This is a genomic window from Streptomyces sp. NPDC033178 (assembly GCF_055577685.1).
Window position 1 is genome coordinate 88,760 of record NZ_JBVIPT010000030.1, and the last position, 15,792, is coordinate 104,551.

Genomic DNA, 15,792 nt, shown 5'->3' on the forward strand with positions numbered 1-15,792 from the left:
ACAACCGGATATGAACAAGCCGATCAGGCGCGCTTCCGTCTTCTGCCTGCTGCTGATCCTTGCCTTGCTGGCACGGGTCACCTGGCTGCAAGGAGTGGACGGCCAGTCCCTCGCCGACAGCCCGCACAACGAACGAACGACCATCGCGAAGTACGCGCACCCGCTGGGGGACATCATCGTCGCCGGCGAACCCATCACCGGCTCCGGGCTCAGCGGCACGGGCACGGGCCTGAAGTACAAACGCACGTACACCGACGGCGCCCTGTACGCCCCCATCACCGGCTACAGCTCGCAGATCTACGGATCCACCGGGCTTCAGGCCCTGTACCCGAGCATCCTCGACGGCACGGACAGCCGTCTGAAGACCGTCCAGGACATTGTCACCGGCGAGTCGCCCAAGCCGGGCAACGTCATCACCACCATCGACCCGGCGGTGCAGAAGGCCGGTTACAGCGTGCTCTCGAGCGCCGGTGACACGGGCGCGGCCGTTGCGATCGACCCGTCGACCGGCCGCATTCTCGGGATGGTCTCCACGCCTTCGTACAACCCCGGATCGATCAGCGGCGACCTGCGGGCCAATGTGAACTCGTGGACGTCTCTCACCAAGAGTTCGGCGCAGCCGATGGAGAACCGGGCGATGAGTGAGACCTATGCACCTGGCTCCACCTTCAAGTTGGTCGTCCTCACGGCCGCCCTCAAGAGCGGCAAGTACACCTCGATCAACGTGCCGACCGACAGCCCGGACCCCTATCATCCGCCCGGCACCACGGTCCCGGTCGTCAACGAAGAGGCGGATCTGCCCTGCAAGAACGCCACCTTGAAGGTCGCCCTGGAGCTCAGCTGCAACACCGTCTTCGGCCCTCTCGCCGTCAAGCTCGGCTGGCCCACGGTGCGGGCGACCGCAAAGGAGTTCGGTTTTGACAGCACAGACATCCACGTTCCGACGCAAGCTGCCGAAAGCGTATATCCGAGCAACATGAACGTGCCGGAAACCGCGATGTCGGGCTTCGGCCAGTACGACGACCGCGCCTCGCCGCTGCAGATGGCCATGGTCGCCTCGGCGATCGCCAACGACGGCAAGCTCGCCTCCCCGCACATGGTCACCAGTGTCACCGACGGCAGCGGCTCGACGCTGAAGAGCTATCCGGACGGCAAGGACAAAACGATCACGAGTCCCTCCATCGCGAAAATGATCCAGAACGCGATGGTCGGCGTCGTGCAGAGCGGCACCGGCACCAACGCGCGGATATCCGGCGTCGAGGTGGGCGGCAAAACCGGCACCGCGCAAGCCGGCGTGGGCAACAGTCGAACCCTTGCCTGGTACGTCTCCTGGGCCAAGTACGACGGCAAGGACGTCGCGGTCGCCGCAGTCGTCGCGCACTCCGCCGTACCCGCCGACGAAGTCAGCGGAAACGGACTGGCGGCACCCATCTGCAAGGCGATGATGGAGGCGGCGCTCGGACTGAAGGACTGCGCCTCAGGGACGGGCTCGGCCGCCGCGTCCTGCGGCGTCACCCCGCTGGCCTGATGAGGGCCACTGGCCTGCGGGCATTGTGGACGGCGGTCCCGTGCACGACTGTTCGGATCGGGCACGGGACCGCCACTCATCGTGTTCCAAGCGGGTCCGGTGAAGTCCGGTGCGGTACAGCGCCCGTAAGGGGCGCGGGGAACTGCGCGACCAGCCCCCGGCGGCCCGCGGCGGCAAACGAACCGCAGATCCAGCGGAGCGCTTAGCGGGTGACCATCAGCTTGCGGACGCCGTAGTTGGTGCCGGTGAAGTCCATCGGGACCTCTTCCAGCGGGGTGGCGAGCCGCAGGTTCGGGAAGCGGGCGAAGAGCTTGGGCAGGACGGTCCTCAGCTCGGCGCGCGCGACGTTCTGTCCCAGGCAGGCGTGGACGCCGTAACCGAAGCCCATGTGGCGGACCATCTTGCGGTCGATATCGAGGGTGTCGGGGTTCTCGAAGGCGCGGGGGTCACGGTTGGCGGCGTTCATCGCCACCACCACCAGCTCACCCTTCTTGATCTGCGCACCGCCGATCTCCAGGTCCTCCAGCGCCACCCGGCCGAGACCGAACTGCACGATGGTCAGGTACCGCATCAGCTCCTCGATCGCGGGCCCCACCTTCGCGGGCTCGTCCAGCAGCTTCTGCCGCTCCTCCGGGTGGGTGAGCAGGGTCAGCGCGGACAGTCCCATCATGGCGGCGGTGGTGTCGTGCCCGGCGAAGAGCAGCAGCACGCCGAGGCCGATCAGTTGCCGCTCGGTCATGATCGAGTCTTCGCCGTCGGCCTTGTTGATCAGCTCGGCGAGGATGCCGGTGGTGTCGCCGGTCCTGCGTTTGTCCGCCACGAGGTGGGTGATGTAGTCGACCAGCCAGTACGCGCCCTTGTCGCGCTCCTCCTTGGTCTTGGCCATGTCCATCATGTCCACGGTGGCGTCGTGGAAGCCGTCGCGGTCCTCGTACGGGACGCCGAGCAGCTCACAGATCATCAGACAGGGGATCGGCAGCGACATCGCCTGGACGAAGTCGAAGGTCTCGGGTCCTGCGGCGATCGCGTCGAGGTGCTCGTCGACGATCTTGTCGAGGTACGGCTGGAGCTTGTTCTGTACGGCCTTGGGGGTGAAGCGGGCCGTCAACAGCCGTCGGTAGGTGCCGTGTTCGGGCTCGTCCATGAAGACGAACCCCACGTCGAAGGGTGCGTTCTCGTGATCTTCGGGCTCCTCGCCCTCGGGGGTGTCGTGGCGGTCGCGCTTCGCGCTCATCCGCGGGTCGTTGAAGACCTGGCTGCCCTCTTCGAAGCGGGTGACGAGCCAGCCGGTCGTGCCGTTGGGGAAGCGAACCCGGAGGATGGGCTGGTCCTCGCGCAGCTGGGTGAACTCCGCGGGCGGGTCCAGCGGACGGCTCGGGTCGCGGGTGACCGGCTGGCTCACTACGGTGTCGCTCATCGGGACTCCTTGGCAGTGCTCTGTGCGGCGGTGCTGTGTGCGGCGATGGCGGCGGAGATGCCGCGGTGGGCGGAAGTGGCGTTGCCCCAGCCGACGTAGAAGGCGAGGTGCAGGACCGCTTCGCTCAGCTGATCCATCGTCAGTTCCTGGTTGGTGAGGGCGCCTTGGACCTGGATCTGCATCAGGTCCGCGCGGCCCAGGGCGGCGGTGGCACCCATCACCAGCAGTCGGCGGTCGCGGACGGACAGCCCCGGACGGCTCCAGATGTCGCCGAACAGATGCTGGACGGTTTCGTTGGTGTACGGGTCCAGCTGCTCCGGCACGGACGCGGCGAAGCCCGGGCCGTAGACCTTGTCCATCATCGCCAGGCCGCGCTGCAGCGGGTCCGCGTCGGGGGCAGGCGAGGCCGGCTCGGCGTCCAGGCCGAGGGTGTGCTCGGCCTGTGCTCGGGTGACGTCGACCAGGGGGACGTCGACGTCGAGGGTGGCGGCCAGGTCGCGGGCGGCGTCCAGGTCCTTGGTCATGAGCGGCTCGATCTGCCGGGCGATGGGCTCGGGCAGGGTGCCGTCGGCGCCGCGCATGCGCAGCAGTTGGAGCAGGGTCCGGCCCTCGGGGTCGGCGTTGTCGATCACCTCGGCCAGCCTTGCCGGGTCGACCTCCGCGGCGGCGGCCAGCGCGGCGGCCTCGGTGACGGTGCGCCAGGTTCCGTAGGTGACGACGTTGCGGGCGATCTTGGTGGCCATTCCGGCGCCCAGCGGGCCGCAGTGCACGACCTTCTTGGCCCAGTCGTCCAGGGCGGGCCGGGCGTGGTCGACCACGGACCGCTCGCCGCCGATGATGGCGACCATGCCGTGCTCGGCGGCCTTGTCGCCGGGGGTGATGCCGCAGTCGAGGAAGCCGACCTCCTCCTTGGCGCACAGCTCGGCCAGTTCATGGACGACGGGCAGCGCGACGGTGGACTGCAGCACGATCGTCAGGCCCGGGTGGGCGCCCGACAGCAGGCCGCCGTCGCCGGCGATCACCGTGCGAGCCTGGGCGGCGTTGACCACCGCGACCATCACCACGTCGGAGGCCTTGGCCACGTCGGCGGGGGACGCGAGCGGGGCGGGTACGCCGTCCAGCTTGTCGGAGGCGTCCGGCCTGATGTCGTAGACGGCCGGGACACGCCCGCTGCGGGCGAGGCTGACGGCGACTCCCCCGCCGATCATGCCGAGGCCGACGACTCCGGCCTTCAGCGCCTGGGTGTTCGTCATCACGCGGTCCTTCCGATGAGAGCGGTGTCGACGGCCTGGTCCCACTCGGCGCCTTCGACGACCAGCGCGCGGTAACCGCGGGTCGCACGGGGCAGGTTGACGCCGACCACGCCGCAGACCCGGCCGCCCTTGCCGTAGAGCGCGACGAGCTTGCGGTCCTCGACGGCGCCCTCGACGACCCGCACCTCGTCCGCGCCGCGCGTACGGCCGTAGATCTGGATCTTCAGGTCGTACTGGTCGGACCAGACGTACGGCACCGGGTCGAAGGGCTTCGCCTCGCCGGGCGCGGCCAGGATGTTGCGGGCGACGGCCAGGCCCTGTTCGGCGGCGTTGGTCCGGTGCTCGATCCGGGTCGGCTCACCGGTGCGCGGGTGCAGCCAGTTGGCGACGTCTCCGGCCGCCCAGACCCCGCTCCCGGCGTACAGGGTGGAGTCGCACTCCACCCCGTTGCCCACCGCGATGCCGCTGCCCTCCAGCCACGTGGTGCCGGGCCGGGCGCCGATGCCGACCAGGACCTCGTCCGCCTCGATCACACGGCCGTCCGCGAGCCGGACGCCGGTGGCCCGGCCGTTCTCGGCGAGGATCTCCTTGACCAGCATTCCCGCCACGATGCTCACGCCGTGTTCGAGGTGAACCTCCGAGAGCATCCGCCCCAGTTCGGGGCCGAGCGAGTCGGCGAGCGGCACCGCGACGTCGGTGACCATGGTGACCTCGGCACCCAACTCCTGGGCGACCGCTGCTGCTTCGGCGCCGACGAAGCCCGATCCCACGATCGCCAGGCGGGGCCGCGCGCGCAGTGCCTCGCGGAAGGTGAGGGCATCCTCCAGGGTGCGCAGCACATGCACTCCGGCCACGCCCTCGGTACCCGGCAGCCGGCGGGCCGCCGCGCCGGTGGCCACCACCAGCGCGTCGTAGCCGACCCGGCTGCCGTCGGCCAGGGCGACCTCGCGGTTGCGGGTGTCCAGGGCCACGGCCGCGACGCCCAGCCGCAGATCCAGGTCGAGCGCCTCGAGCGCCTCGCCGTCGCGCAGCTGAAGCCGGGCGACGTCCCACTCACCGGAGAGCAACTGCTTGGACAGCGGCGGCCGGTCGTACGGGAGGTGTTTCTCCTCGCCGATCAGCGTCACCCGGCCCGGGTAGCCCGCGCGGCGCAGGCCCTCCACCACGCTCAGGCCGGCCGCTGAGGCACCGACGACGGCGATCCGTTCCGGGGAGCTCATCCGCGCACCTCGATCGCGGCCGCGGGGCAGACGGCGGCGGCCTGGCGCACGTTCTCGTACTGCTCCTCGGGCGGGTTCTCGTCGAGCAGGACGACGATGCCGTCTTCGTCCCGCTGGTCGAAGACCTCCGGGGCGACCAGGACGCACTGGCCCGCGCCGCAGCACTTGTCGAACTCGATGGCAATTTCCATTGGGGTTACCTCCGTCAAGCCCCTTCAGGGGCGACGCCGGTCAGGAGCACAGGGCAATGCGGTTGCCTCAGTCACCTAACTAAGTTCAGCGCCGACTGTACTGCTCGTTTGCCAGGTCAGCGAACCGCCCCTGAGTGATACAGGTCACAGGCTGCAGGGGTTGCCGTCTGCACGGTGCGGGCATCGAGATCCCCGCATTCGCAGGCCGGGTAGAGGCCCGAAGCGACGCGTACTTCCAACTTCCCGAACTGCGCATGGGGTTGGTTCCCGGGGCCGGCGGAACGATCAGCGTCACCTGGCGTATCGGCCGGTGGCGTACCGCCTATCTCGTATTGTGGTGCGCCTGTCGACGCGTCCACCGCACTGCGATGGGGGCTGGTCGACTCCTGTGCTGATCACTGACGGCCCCGACTCCCCAGCCCTCCCACCGGCCGATCCGGCGGCACGGCACGCGGCTTGGCTACTCGCGATGCTGGACATCACCGTTCCAGAGTGCCCGGGCGTCCCGGCACCCGATGTTCCGCCGAGCGGGGCTCTCCCGGACTGGGCCGCGTCCGGGGGCCGCAGGGGCCCTGGAGCAACCGGGTCGGTTTCGGCGACGACGTCGCAGCCGCGGCCGGCCTGGTCGTCAGGGACGAGGGCGCCGTACTGCCCTGGGCGGACGCGGCGGCCGACCCGCTGACCGGGGTGCATGCCGCGGTGGTCGCCGCGGCGGCGCTGCGCGGCGCGCGGGCGTATCTGCTCGACGTCTCCATGCGGGACGTCACCGCGCTCGTCGCGCACGGGTCGGTGGAGCCGCATGCGGTGCGGCGGCGGCCCGACGGCGGCTGGCTGGTGGAGACGGCGGACCGTGTGTTCCCGGTACGCGATCCGCGTGCGCGGCGCGCGAGGCGACGGGCGGCCGCACTCGGCGCCGACACGGAACGCGTCCTGTGCGGCGGTACGCCGTAATACCCGGCCGGTTCGTATCCGGGCACCCCGCGCCGGCTTCCCGAAATCCCGCCACGGTGAAGCACGTGCGAAGGCAGCCCTCGGTCAAAGCAGCCCTCTGTCACGGGATCAGAAGGGAAGTCCTCGGATGACGATCCGTGCCGCCTCGCGCAGCATCTCGTCCAGCTCGGGACCCTCCTCACCCGGCTCCCGCCACGCGTACTCCCGCAGCGCCAGATGCAGCGCGGAGAGCAGCATGCCGGCCTGTACACGTGCCTCCATGTCGGCCACCGGCTTTCCGGCGCGCTCCGCGAAGGCATCCGCCACCACCGGCAGCGCGTCGAAGGTCTTGCGCATCCACAGGGACTGCAGTCCTGGTTCGGTACGTGTGAGCCGCATCAGGTCCAGGACAACACGCAGCGTGCTGGGGTCGCTGTCCCCCAGCCAGAGGTCGTCGTCGAGCGCCTCGATCAGCGGACGGCCGACGGCCCAGTCGCCCAACCGTCGGCTCAGTCGCTCCGCGCCGAAGGCCAGCAGCGGGGCGACGCACTCTTCCTTCGACGGGAAGTAGCGCCACAGTGTTCTGGTCGAAATCCCCACCGCTTCGGCGATCTCGCCCACCGAGGTTCCCTCGACGCCCTTGGCGGTGAACAGGTCCACCGCGGCCTTCGCGATCTCCAGCCGGGCGGCAGCCTTGCGCCGTTCCGACAGCGGCGGGCGTCCCATGCGCGGCTCGCCGCCAGGTCCTTCCGGCTTCCGCCGTGGCTGCAACTGCGCCGCGTCCATGGTTCTCCCGTCCTCGCCCAGGGCGCGGTCCCGTCCGCGTCACCGAAGGTCAGCGTATCCGCAGCGGCCGTTTGCACTGTCGCGCCGACGGCAGCCGCAGCCGCGTTTGCCGGCCCCGTGATGTGGCTGTCGTTCCTGCGGTCCGGACACCGCCGCGTCCCGGGGAAACCGGAGCAGGCCAAGGACGCGGCGGTGTTCCGGAGCGTTCAGCTTCCGGTCGCGACGACGCCGGCCATAGCCTCGGCACCCCTGGCGTGCGACGTGTCCTTCTCCTTCGCCCCGCCGCCGTGCTTTTTGCCGCGGCCCCTCAACAGCTGCGCCGCGATGTTCAGTACCAGGCCCGCCGCGGCCCAGACGAGCAGGGTCACCACATGTCCGCCCACGCCGTCCCCGCCGAAGTAGAGGACGGAGCGCACCGATTCCACGCCGGCCGGGGCCGGCAGGACGTCGTGCAGGAACTGGAAGAAGTCCGACTCGATGTACGGCGTCAGCGCGCCGCCGGACGCCGGCACTCCGAGGAACATGAAGAGCGTGACGGCCGGAATGACGGCCAGCGGACCCATGAAACGCGCGAAGACGGCGGTGCCGAGTCCGATACCGAAGACCGTCAGCCAGCCCAGGCCGAGCACCTGTGGGGCGTGTCCGTCGAAGGCCCCGATGACCGGGCCCACCACGAGCCAGACGGACAGGGTCATCAGCGCGGCCCAGCCCGCGAGCACCGGGACGAGGCGACGCACCTGGAGGAGTTCCGGGGCCGCGACGCTCATGATGACGACGAAGACGAAGCCCGCCATGATCCAGCCGATGGTCAGGTAGAGGCTCGTGGTGCCCATGCTGTCCTGGGTGGGCAGCGGTGCGACGTCCTTGGTCTGCAGTTCGACGTGCTGCTGCTCCGCGACCTCGGTGAACGTCTGTGTCACCACCTGCTTGAGGCTGGTTCCCTGAGCCCCCGCGACGTAGAGCGTGGCGTCCTGGTTCTGCGCCGACGGCATCACGTACGCACCGCCGATCTCCTGGTCGAGCAGGAGTTGCCTGGCATCGGCAGCGGTGCCGACGACCCGCACGTCCAGGGCCTCACCGGCCTGTTTCTCAAGGTTCTGGGCCATGCCCTGGGCCTGCTGCGTGCTGCTGCTCACCACCGCGACCGGCAGGTTGTTCGGTGTCGGTTTGTGCATGGCCGAGGTGAAGATGCCGACCATGAGGGCGGTCATGATGAAGGGGAACAAGGCCAGGACGGTGTATTTCGTCTTGTTCGATATCTGCTTCGCGGGTGGCGCCGCGGCAGGTGTGTGAGTGGTCGTCACGGTCTCTCCAAATACTGGCGGGTGGGTACGGGCGCGGTTCAGGCGGAGGCCAGGGCCTCGGAGGAGACCGAGTCGGCCGTGACGCGCTCCGTCTCCGCGGCGGCGCGTCCCTTCCTCCGGCGGCGCGACCAGTCGATGCCCGCGGTCAGCAGCAACCCGGCCAGGGCCCAGGCGCCCAGCACCGCGAGATGTCCGCCGACCCCGTCGCCCCCGAAGTACAGGACAGAGCGCAGTGCCTCACCCGCGGCCGACAGCGGAAGCACCTGGTGCAGGAACGTGAACATTCCGGGCACCGTGTGGATCGACATCATGATGTTGGAGGACGGCACGCCGAGGAACATGAAGATGGCCAGACCAGGGATTACGGCCAACGGCCCGAAGAGCCGCGCGAGCAGGGTCTGAGCCATCGCCACGGAGAAGACCGACAGCCAGCCGAGGCCGAGGAGGGCCCACGCGTGACCGTCGACGGCTCCGATGACGGGTCCGACGAGCAGCCACACCACGGTGCTCATGAGGGCGGCCCAGCCGGCCATCAGCGGCACCATCCGGCGTAGCGAGGCGAGTTCGGGGGCCCCGGTGGTCACCACGGTGACCACCAGATAGCCCGCGAGCATCCAGCCGATAGCGGTGAACAGGATGGTGATGCCCATGCCGTCGGAGGCGGGCAGCGGCGCTATGTCCTTGTGGTCCATGTCGAGGTGCTGCGCATCGGCGACGGGCTGGAAGATCGACTCGACCATGCTCGCCTGGGCGGCGCCTGCCGCCTGAGCCGTGTAGAGGACGGCGTCGCCGTCCGCGCTGGTCGGCAGGGCGAACGCGCCGGAGATCTCGCGGTCGTGCAGCAGCTGCTCGGCCTCGGCCACTGTGGACACCAGACGGACGTCCAGCGGCGAACCGTCCGTCGCATCCAGGCTCGACGCGAGCTTCTCGGCCTGCGCTGCCTGCCCCACGACGGCCACCGGCATGTCCTTGGGGCTCGGAGAGTGCATGGCACCGGAGTAGGCGCTCACCAGGAGCATCACTATCAGGAACGGGAACATCACCATGAACACGTACTTCTTGGCGCCGCCCGGCAGCGACATGGGGCCACCTCCCTGATGCCCGTCCCCCGGACCGGCACCGGACGTCCCCGACGCCTTTTCGGCTTCCATCGACTCTCCTTCGCAATGCGGCGACACGCCTGCACATCGGACACAAACGCAACAACTGGATCATCTTGGCTACTGCTGACCGATCGTCCAGACATCGAGCGTACGACATTTTGGCGCGATGTGCCATTTCTGTCACTGCACGCCACAAACTAAGGTGAGGAAATGGCGGCGCACGGAGCCATGGGTTCCGGGGCACGAACAAGGGAGCCGATCCGACTGCGAACGTGGGACCGAAGGCGCACCAGGGGCAGCCACTCGGTCGGCGGAGCCTGCCGGACGGGCATGCGCCCGAACCGCGAACAAGGCTCTTCACTAGGCTCACCTGCACGTAGGAGAGGACCGGCATGAGCACGCAGGCAGCAGGCAAGGGGCGGGCACGAAGCCCTCGCGGACAGGGAGAACAGCTACGCAGGGAGATCCTGCGTGCGGTGGGGCGGCTGCTCGACGAGTGGGGCGGCGTGGAGAAGCTCACCATGCGCGCCGTGGCACGCGAGGCAGGTGTGGCGGCCCCGAGCATCTACCTCCACTTTTCCGACAAGGCGGAGCTCGTGTGGGCCGCCCTGGAGGACAAGTACGAGGATCTGGCGGCACGCATGCGCGCGGCCGACGCGAATGCCGCCGACACCGGAGCCGACGCCCGTGAGGCGCTCCGCGCCCAGGCGCATGCCTACTGTCGGTTCGCCAGCGAATACCCCGGTCATTACCGGCTGATGTACGAGGTGCGCCAGCCGTCCGTCCCGACGGCCCGTCTCCACCTGCACCCGTCCCGGCACGTCTCGCTCTCGATGCGCGAGGCCTTCGCCCGGTGCCGGGAGGCCGGATACCCGCTGTCGATGCCCGATGAGCAGGCGACGCAGACGCTCTGGGCGGGACTGCACGGTTTCATCGCGCTCCAGCACGCCCTGTCGAGCGCCGCCCAGGTGCAGGAGCCGGTGGAGCCCCTGGCCGACGGCCTCGTCGACACTCTGATTCCCGCGGAGCCCGCCGTCGGGGCACAACCGCCGGCGGCCGACACCGAAGCGGCGCGGCGCATCCGGGCAATCCTCGCAGGACAGGGCGGTTCGGCTTCGCCGGAAGCGAGTTGACGCGACACCGGATGCTCTGCGGGGTGCCGCCCAGCGGTGGGACACGAGGAGCGGTTGTGACATGAGGCCGGACGGCGCACGCTCCGTCCGTTCCGCCGAACTCGTGGGGCGTCAGCGCATCATCAGAGTTCCGCCGTCCACGGGGAAGACCTGACCGGTCATGAATCGCGCCCCGTCGTCGGCCAGGAACGCCAGCACGGGAACCAGGTCCCGCTCGACGTCACCGAGCCTGCCTCGAGCGGTACGGCCTTTGCCATCCGGGCGTCATGTTCAGCGAGTTGCCCGGCGCTCATCGCCGCACGGGTCTTGTCGTACATGGGGGTCCAGATGGCCGGCGCGATGGCGTTGACGGTGATGCCGTACGGCCCCCATTCCACGGCGGTGGACCGCGTCCAGGCGACCACAGCCCCCTTGGCGGCGGCGTAGGCGCCTTGCCCGGGTACCCCTGAACACCGGCGGCGGAGGCGAAGTTGATGATCCGGCCGCCCTGTTCCTTGAGGTGGCCGAAGGCTGCCTGGTTGGTCAGGAAGGTGCCGGTGGCGTTGACATCGACGACCTTCCGCCACGTGTCGAGGGTGATCTCCTCGGCGCGGCCACCCGGGGCGATTCCTGCCGCGTGAATCAGCACATCCAGTCCGCCCAGGTGTTCCACGGCACCAACGCAGGCACGCTCGACCGATGCCTGGTCGGAGACATCACAGGAGACGAAGTGAGCGCCGGCCTCCTTGGCGATCTCCACACCCTGTCGGTGGACAGATCGAGCGAGACAACCGTCGCCCCCAGTCCCGGAAAGGCTCGCACGATGCCTTCACCCATGCCGCTGGCGCCACCGGTGACGTCGACCCGTCGCCCGTCAAGCTGCTTGGTCATGCCATGCCTCCTTGCACCCGACGCCCTTCGGACCCGGCTGGCGCCGGAGGACGGGGACCTGCCCAGGCCCCACTCAACCCACTTTACGTCACACCGCGCCATTTAATCGGCTGCCCGGGTCAGCCTCACAGCTCGGATCGCCGGAGACGGACGGCCTGAATGGTCACATCTCTCGGAACGGCCCGGACGGTCTGAACCATCAGGCCGCGGCTGCCCGCTGCCCCGGTATCTCGATCACGGGGCCGGGAACGGGCGCATCGGCCGCGGCGAACGCGTCCGGGTGTCGCTTCGCCCAGACCACCAGGCCGATGTAGACGAGGTCGAAGACACCGCACAGGATGCCGAGTCCGAGAATGAACGGTACGTCCCTGATGACGCCGATCAGAATGGTGGGGGCCAGGGTGCCGAGGAATTTCGCGACGGCGATGGTGAGGGTCTGCCCGCGCAGGCCGCGCCGTGCGACGAACATCGCGATGAACAGGCCCGACATCAGCAGGTTCTGGAGGAAGGCTGAGTAGCGGGCGGCGTCCAGTTCGCCGTACTCCGCGATGAACATCCACTGCATCGCGTAGGAGGCACCGAACACCACCGCGCCGAAGACGACGAACATCGCCCGGGTCACAAAGCGTGGGAACTCGGCGCGGCCGAAGGCGAAGAAGGTGTAGACGATGACGAGGTCGGCGAGCGCCCAGACGGCGTTGATCACGCCCTGCGGCGACACCGCGGCCGTCAGGTCGCGCACCGCGTATGTCGTCTCCCACGCGAGGTTGAGGGCGAGTGCGGCCATGGGTATCGCGTAGGTCTTGTGGCGGAACCCGACCCGGATGGCAGCTATGTAGACGATCGTCCAGGCCAGGCCGCTGACGACGGCGAGGAACGGTTCCATGGTGGTTCTCCCGCGGAGGAGGGGACGCCACGCGCAATGCCGCGCCGGGCACCCGAGACAGGTCGGGGATCAGGTCAAGTAGTGGGTCGGTAGCGGCGGATGAGATCACTCACCGCGCCGCGCAGCCACTCCGGATCTCGCGCCCGGTCGGGCGCGACGGAGGAGAGAGCGGAGAGTACGAGCCCCTGCATCGCGGCGGTGACGGTCAACGCGGCCGCCTCCGAGCCGACATAGGGCATCAGGAGGCGGGCAAGTCGCTGATCGAGCAGCCCTTTCACCGGACCGAGCTCCGGATCGTGCCCCGCCGCAACGATCATCTCGAAGACGGCGATCGTGTCAGTCCGGCGCTCGGTGACCAGATGCGCGGTGAAGTCTCCGCAGAGGTCGGGGAGAGCGTCGAGTGCGTGAGGCACACCGGGTTCCTCGGCGATCTGGACGACGAGATCGAGGAAATCCAGCCCGATCCGTGAGCCCGCGTGCTCGAAGGTCGCACGGCGGAGGTCGTCGATCGACGGGTAGTGATAGGTCACGGATGCGAGCGACACGGCAGCACCGGCGGCGACCGCTCGATGCGTGAGCGCCCCCACACCCTGCTCACCGACGACACGCACGGCTGCGTCGAGCAACAGCACCTTGCGGGCCTCGCCGCGCGCGAGGCGTCCGTCGGTCACCTTGTGGGTCGCCATCGGGCCAACTATCCGTACATTCGTACCGTGAACTTACGGTACGAATGTACCGCTACCTCGGTCGCGGGTCCATACCCGCGCTGCTTCGGTCGCGGGTCCGTACCCGGAGGGGTCGCTCAAGTCGCGGTTGTAGCGCTCCAGCGCCGCGCGCCAGAACGCTCCACCGTCCACCAGGAGGTCGTTCCCGGTGATGAACGCGGAGTCCGGTCCGGCGAGGAACACGGCGGCGCTCGCGATGTTGTCGGGGTGCCGGCCCGGCGGGCGCCGGAGAGGTCGATCACGGTCTGGATGTGGGCTCCTCCGCGGAACTCGTTGAGCGATCGGCCCACCTCGACGAGCACTCGCACGGTCAGTACCGCTCACCCCGAGACCGGATCCGCGACTCAATTTCATTCCGAACACTTTGTTGATACGTCCTGACAAACCTGTTGACATCCCCGCAGAGCCGCTTCATAGTCTCTCCAACTAGAGCGCGCTACTAAAGCGCTCCAGTCACTAAGCAGGTGGTCCACACCAACGACTGCCGCAGAAGAACGCGCCGCCACGCACGGCACATACACACCACTCGCGCACCGCGTCGCCGCTCGGGCAGCCGCCGACGTCGGACGCGCTCCGCCCACCACAGACACCCCCCGACAAGCACAGCGAGGTGCAAGGGACATGCGCAGAAACCACCGAGCCGCAATTCTCACCGCCACGGTCCTGGCCGGAACCCTGCTCGCCGCCGGTTGTTCCAGCGGCTCCGGCGGCAAGCAGTCCGAGGAGGACACGGGCAACGCGTCTGCCGGCAAGGCCGACACCCCCCGCATGAAGGTCGCGATGATCACCCACGCGGCCCCCGGCGACACCTTCTGGGACCTCATCCGCAAGGGTGCGGAGACCGCCGCCGCCAAGGACAACGTCGAGCTGGTGTACTCCAGCAACCCGGACTCCGCCAAGCAGGCCAACCTCATCCAGAACGCGATCGACCAGAAGGTCGACGGCATCGCGGTCACCCTGGCCAAGCCCGACGCCATGAAGGCCGCGGTCGCCAAGGCGAAGAAGGCCGGCATCCCCGTCGTCGGCTTCAACGGCGGCCTCGACGCCTGGAAGGACCAGGGACTCCTGGAGTACTTCGGCCAGGACGAGACCGTCGCCGGCGCGGCCTTCGGCGAAAGGCTCAACGAACTCGGCGCCAAGAACAACATCTGCGTCATCCAGGAGCAGGGCCACGTCGCCCTCGAAGCCCGCTGCGCAGGCGTGAAGAAGGCCTTCAAGGGCAAGACCACGAACCTGTACGTGAACGGCACCAACATGCCGGCCGTGAAGTCGACGATCACCGCCAAGCTCAAGCAGGACACCTCCGTCGACTACGTGGTCACCCTCGGCGCCCCGTTCGCGCTGACCGCCGTGCAGTCGGCCAGTGACGCGGGCAGCAAGGCCAAGGTCGCGACCTTCGACCTCAATAAGGACCTCGTGGGGGCCATTGAGGACGGCGACATCCAGTTCGCCGTGGACCAGCAGCCGTATCTGCAGGGCTACCTCTCGGTCGACTCTCTGTGGCTCTACAAGACCAACGGCAACTTCAGCGGTGGCGGCCAGGAGCCGGTGCTGACCGGTCCCGCGTTCGTCGACAAGTCCAACGTCGAAGCCATCGCGAAGTTCGCCGCGAAGGGCACTCGGTGATTTCCATGTCCCAGGCAACGGCACCGGCGACGAGCTCCTCGTCGCCGGCTCCGCCGGCCGCCCCAAAGGACGGCCGGACCTCACAACGGTCCCTGTCCCGCAGGCTGGCGGCCCGCCCCGAGATCGGCGCACTCATCGCGGCGATCGCCGTGTACGTGTTCTTCTTCGCGGTCGCCTCCCCGTTCCGCGAGGCCGGCTCGCTGGCCAACGTGCTCTACGAGTCCTCGGTGATGGGCATCATGGCCCTGCCGGTGGCCCTGCTGATGATCGGCGGCGAGTTCGACCTCTCCGCCGGTGTGGCCGTGACGACTTCGGCGCTGACCGCGAGCATGTGGAGCTTCCAGCTCTCCATGAACGTATGGACCGGCGTGATCGTTGCCCTCGTCGTCGCTCTGGCGATCGGCGCGTTCAACGGCTATCTGCTGGTACGCACCGGTCTTCCCAGCTTCTTGATCACGCTGGGCACGTTCCTGATCCTGCAGGGCGCCAACCTCGCCATCACGAAGATCTTCACCGGGAACGTGGCGACGGACTCGATCAGTGACATGGACGGATTCGACCAGGCCAAGCAGGTCTTCGCCTCCGAGATCAGCATCGGCGGCGTCGATGTGAAGATCACCGTGTTCTACTGGTTCGTGTTCGCGGCGGCGGCGACCTGGCTGCTGCTACGCACCAAGTTCGGCAACTGGATCTTCGCCACCGGCGGCAACAAGGAATCGGCCCGCGCGGTCGGTGTGCCGGTCACCTTCACCAAGATCGCCCTGTTCATGGGGGTGGGGGCGGGTGCCTGGTTCGTCGGGATGCACATCCTGTTCTCGTT

15 protein-coding genes and 1 pseudogene are annotated in these 15,792 nt (G+C 68.7%); 5 read left to right on the forward strand and 11 right to left on the reverse strand.

Features of this window, described 5'->3' with window-relative positions; genetic code table 11:
• Positions 1–10: 10 nt before the first annotated feature.
• Positions 11–1,528 carry a penicillin-binding transpeptidase domain-containing protein gene (locus ACZ5VQ_RS45930; protein WP_469110201.1) on the forward strand — a complete coding sequence of 506 codons (1,518 nt, stop codon included), beginning with the start codon at positions 11–13 and terminating at the stop codon, positions 1,526–1,528.
• Positions 1,529–1,730: 202 nt separating this feature from the next.
• On the opposite strand, the gene ACZ5VQ_RS45935 is transcribed toward ACZ5VQ_RS45930, so the two are convergent.
• Genes ACZ5VQ_RS45935 through ACZ5VQ_RS45950 form a run of 4 tightly spaced genes read right to left on the reverse strand, consistent with a single transcriptional unit; the run spans position 1,731 to position 5,609 of the window.
• Positions 1,731–2,945: a cytochrome P450 gene (locus ACZ5VQ_RS45935; protein WP_469110202.1), complete on the reverse strand. Its 1,215-nt coding sequence runs from the start codon at positions 2,943–2,945 to the stop codon at positions 1,731–1,733.
• Entirely contained in the window at positions 2,942–4,198 is a 1,257-nt protein-coding gene (locus ACZ5VQ_RS45940; protein ID WP_469110203.1) for an NAD(P)-binding domain-containing protein, read from the reverse strand. The genes ACZ5VQ_RS45935 and ACZ5VQ_RS45940 overlap by 4 nt, the downstream gene beginning before the upstream one ends.
• Positions 4,198–5,418, reverse strand: coding sequence for an NAD(P)/FAD-dependent oxidoreductase (locus ACZ5VQ_RS45945; protein WP_469110204.1), 1,221 nt, complete (start codon positions 5,416–5,418; stop codon positions 4,198–4,200). The genes ACZ5VQ_RS45940 and ACZ5VQ_RS45945 overlap by 1 nt, the downstream gene beginning before the upstream one ends.
• Complete coding sequence (locus ACZ5VQ_RS45950) at positions 5,415–5,609, reverse strand: ferredoxin (RefSeq protein ID WP_469110205.1); 195 nt, start codon at positions 5,607–5,609, stop codon at positions 5,415–5,417. The genes ACZ5VQ_RS45945 and ACZ5VQ_RS45950 overlap by 4 nt, the downstream gene beginning before the upstream one ends.
• 492 nt (positions 5,610–6,101) lie before the next feature.
• Here ACZ5VQ_RS45950 and ACZ5VQ_RS45955 point away from each other — a divergent pair, with 492 nt between their 5' ends.
• Complete coding sequence (locus ACZ5VQ_RS45955; protein ID WP_469110206.1) at positions 6,102–6,560, forward strand: hypothetical protein; 459 nt, start codon at positions 6,102–6,104, stop codon at positions 6,558–6,560.
• Between the two features lie 108 nt (positions 6,561–6,668).
• Here ACZ5VQ_RS45955 and ACZ5VQ_RS45960 read toward each other — a convergent pair whose 3' ends face one another.
• The 3 genes from ACZ5VQ_RS45960 to ACZ5VQ_RS45970 form a co-directional block, all read right to left on the reverse strand.
• Positions 6,669–7,265, reverse strand: a complete 597-nt coding sequence (locus ACZ5VQ_RS45960) for a TetR/AcrR family transcriptional regulator (protein WP_469110207.1) — start codon at positions 7,263–7,265, stop codon at positions 6,669–6,671.
• A gap of 266 nt (positions 7,266–7,531) precedes the next feature.
• Positions 7,532–8,629 (reverse strand): ABC transporter permease, encoded by a 1,098-nt coding sequence (locus ACZ5VQ_RS45965; RefSeq protein ID WP_469110208.1) that lies wholly within the window; start codon positions 8,627–8,629, stop codon positions 7,532–7,534.
• A gap of 38 nt (positions 8,630–8,667) precedes the next feature.
• On the reverse strand, positions 8,668–9,780 hold the full coding sequence (locus tag ACZ5VQ_RS45970) for an ABC transporter permease (protein ID WP_469110209.1): 1,113 nt from the start codon (positions 9,778–9,780) through the stop codon (positions 8,668–8,670).
• A 344-nt stretch (positions 9,781–10,124) separates the two neighbouring features.
• Here ACZ5VQ_RS45970 and ACZ5VQ_RS45975 point away from each other — a divergent pair, with 344 nt between their 5' ends.
• Positions 10,125–10,865, forward strand: a complete 741-nt coding sequence (locus ACZ5VQ_RS45975) for a TetR/AcrR family transcriptional regulator (RefSeq protein ID WP_469110210.1) — start codon at positions 10,125–10,127, stop codon at positions 10,863–10,865.
• 158 nt (positions 10,866–11,023) lie between these two features.
• Here ACZ5VQ_RS45975 and ACZ5VQ_RS45980 read toward each other — a convergent pair.
• From ACZ5VQ_RS45980 to ACZ5VQ_RS45995, 4 genes and pseudogenes are all read right to left on the reverse strand, one after another.
• Positions 11,024–11,604, reverse strand: a pseudogene (locus ACZ5VQ_RS45980) (SDR family NAD(P)-dependent oxidoreductase).
• Positions 11,605–11,934: 330 nt separating this feature from the next.
• Positions 11,935–12,621, reverse strand: a complete 687-nt coding sequence (locus tag ACZ5VQ_RS45985; RefSeq protein ID WP_469110211.1) for a transmembrane-type terpene cyclase — start codon at positions 12,619–12,621, stop codon at positions 11,935–11,937.
• Positions 12,622–12,695: 74 nt separating this feature from the next.
• On the reverse strand, positions 12,696–13,307 hold the full coding sequence (locus tag ACZ5VQ_RS45990) for a TetR/AcrR family transcriptional regulator (RefSeq protein WP_469110212.1): 612 nt from the start codon (positions 13,305–13,307) through the stop codon (positions 12,696–12,698).
• 33 nt (positions 13,308–13,340) lie between these two features.
• Positions 13,341–13,742, reverse strand: a complete 402-nt coding sequence (locus tag ACZ5VQ_RS45995) for an SDR family oxidoreductase (RefSeq protein ID WP_469110213.1) — start codon at positions 13,740–13,742, stop codon at positions 13,341–13,343.
• 225 nt (positions 13,743–13,967) lie between these two features.
• Between ACZ5VQ_RS45995 and ACZ5VQ_RS46000 the strand changes: the two genes are divergently transcribed.
• Positions 13,968–14,972, forward strand: a complete 1,005-nt coding sequence (locus tag ACZ5VQ_RS46000; protein WP_469110214.1) for a substrate-binding domain-containing protein — start codon at positions 13,968–13,970, stop codon at positions 14,970–14,972.
• A 5-nt stretch (positions 14,973–14,977) separates the two neighbouring features.
• Positions 14,978–15,792 (forward strand): ABC transporter permease (locus ACZ5VQ_RS46005; RefSeq protein WP_469110215.1); only part of this gene is annotated, 815 nt, incomplete at its 3' end.

What these genes read in the sequence shown, in the direction of transcription:
- ACZ5VQ_RS45935 (WP_469110202.1), bottom strand. Translation starts at nt 2,945, where the DNA reads ATGAGCGACACCGTAGTGAGCCAGCCGGTCACCCGCGACCCGAGCCGT.
- ACZ5VQ_RS45995 (WP_469110213.1), bottom strand. Translation starts at nt 13,742, where the DNA reads ATGTCAACAGGTTTGTCAGGACGTATCAACAAAGTGTTCGGAATGAAA.
- ACZ5VQ_RS45940 (WP_469110203.1), bottom strand. Translation starts at nt 4,198, where the DNA reads ATGACGAACACCCAGGCGCTGAAGGCCGGAGTCGTCGGCCTCGGCATG.
- ACZ5VQ_RS45950 (WP_469110205.1), bottom strand. Translation starts at nt 5,609, where the DNA reads ATGGAAATTGCCATCGAGTTCGACAAGTGCTGCGGCGCGGGCCAGTGC.
- ACZ5VQ_RS45945 (WP_469110204.1), bottom strand. Translation starts at nt 5,418, where the DNA reads ATGAGCTCCCCGGAACGGATCGCCGTCGTCGGTGCCTCAGCGGCCGGC.
- ACZ5VQ_RS45970 (WP_469110209.1), bottom strand. Translation starts at nt 9,780, where the DNA reads ATGGAAGCCGAAAAGGCGTCGGGGACGTCCGGTGCCGGTCCGGGGGAC.
- ACZ5VQ_RS45975 (WP_469110210.1), top strand. Translation starts at nt 10,125, where the DNA reads ATGAGCACGCAGGCAGCAGGCAAGGGGCGGGCACGAAGCCCTCGCGGA.
- ACZ5VQ_RS46000 (WP_469110214.1), top strand. Translation starts at nt 13,968, where the DNA reads ATGCGCAGAAACCACCGAGCCGCAATTCTCACCGCCACGGTCCTGGCC.
- ACZ5VQ_RS45960 (WP_469110207.1), bottom strand. Translation starts at nt 7,265, where the DNA reads ATGGGACGCCCGCCGCTGTCGGAACGGCGCAAGGCTGCCGCCCGGCTG.
- ACZ5VQ_RS45985 (WP_469110211.1), bottom strand. Translation starts at nt 12,621, where the DNA reads ATGGAACCGTTCCTCGCCGTCGTCAGCGGCCTGGCCTGGACGATCGTC.
- ACZ5VQ_RS45930 (WP_469110201.1), top strand. Translation starts at nt 11, where the DNA reads ATGAACAAGCCGATCAGGCGCGCTTCCGTCTTCTGCCTGCTGCTGATC.
- ACZ5VQ_RS45990 (WP_469110212.1), bottom strand. Translation starts at nt 13,307, where the DNA reads ATGGCGACCCACAAGGTGACCGACGGACGCCTCGCGCGCGGCGAGGCC.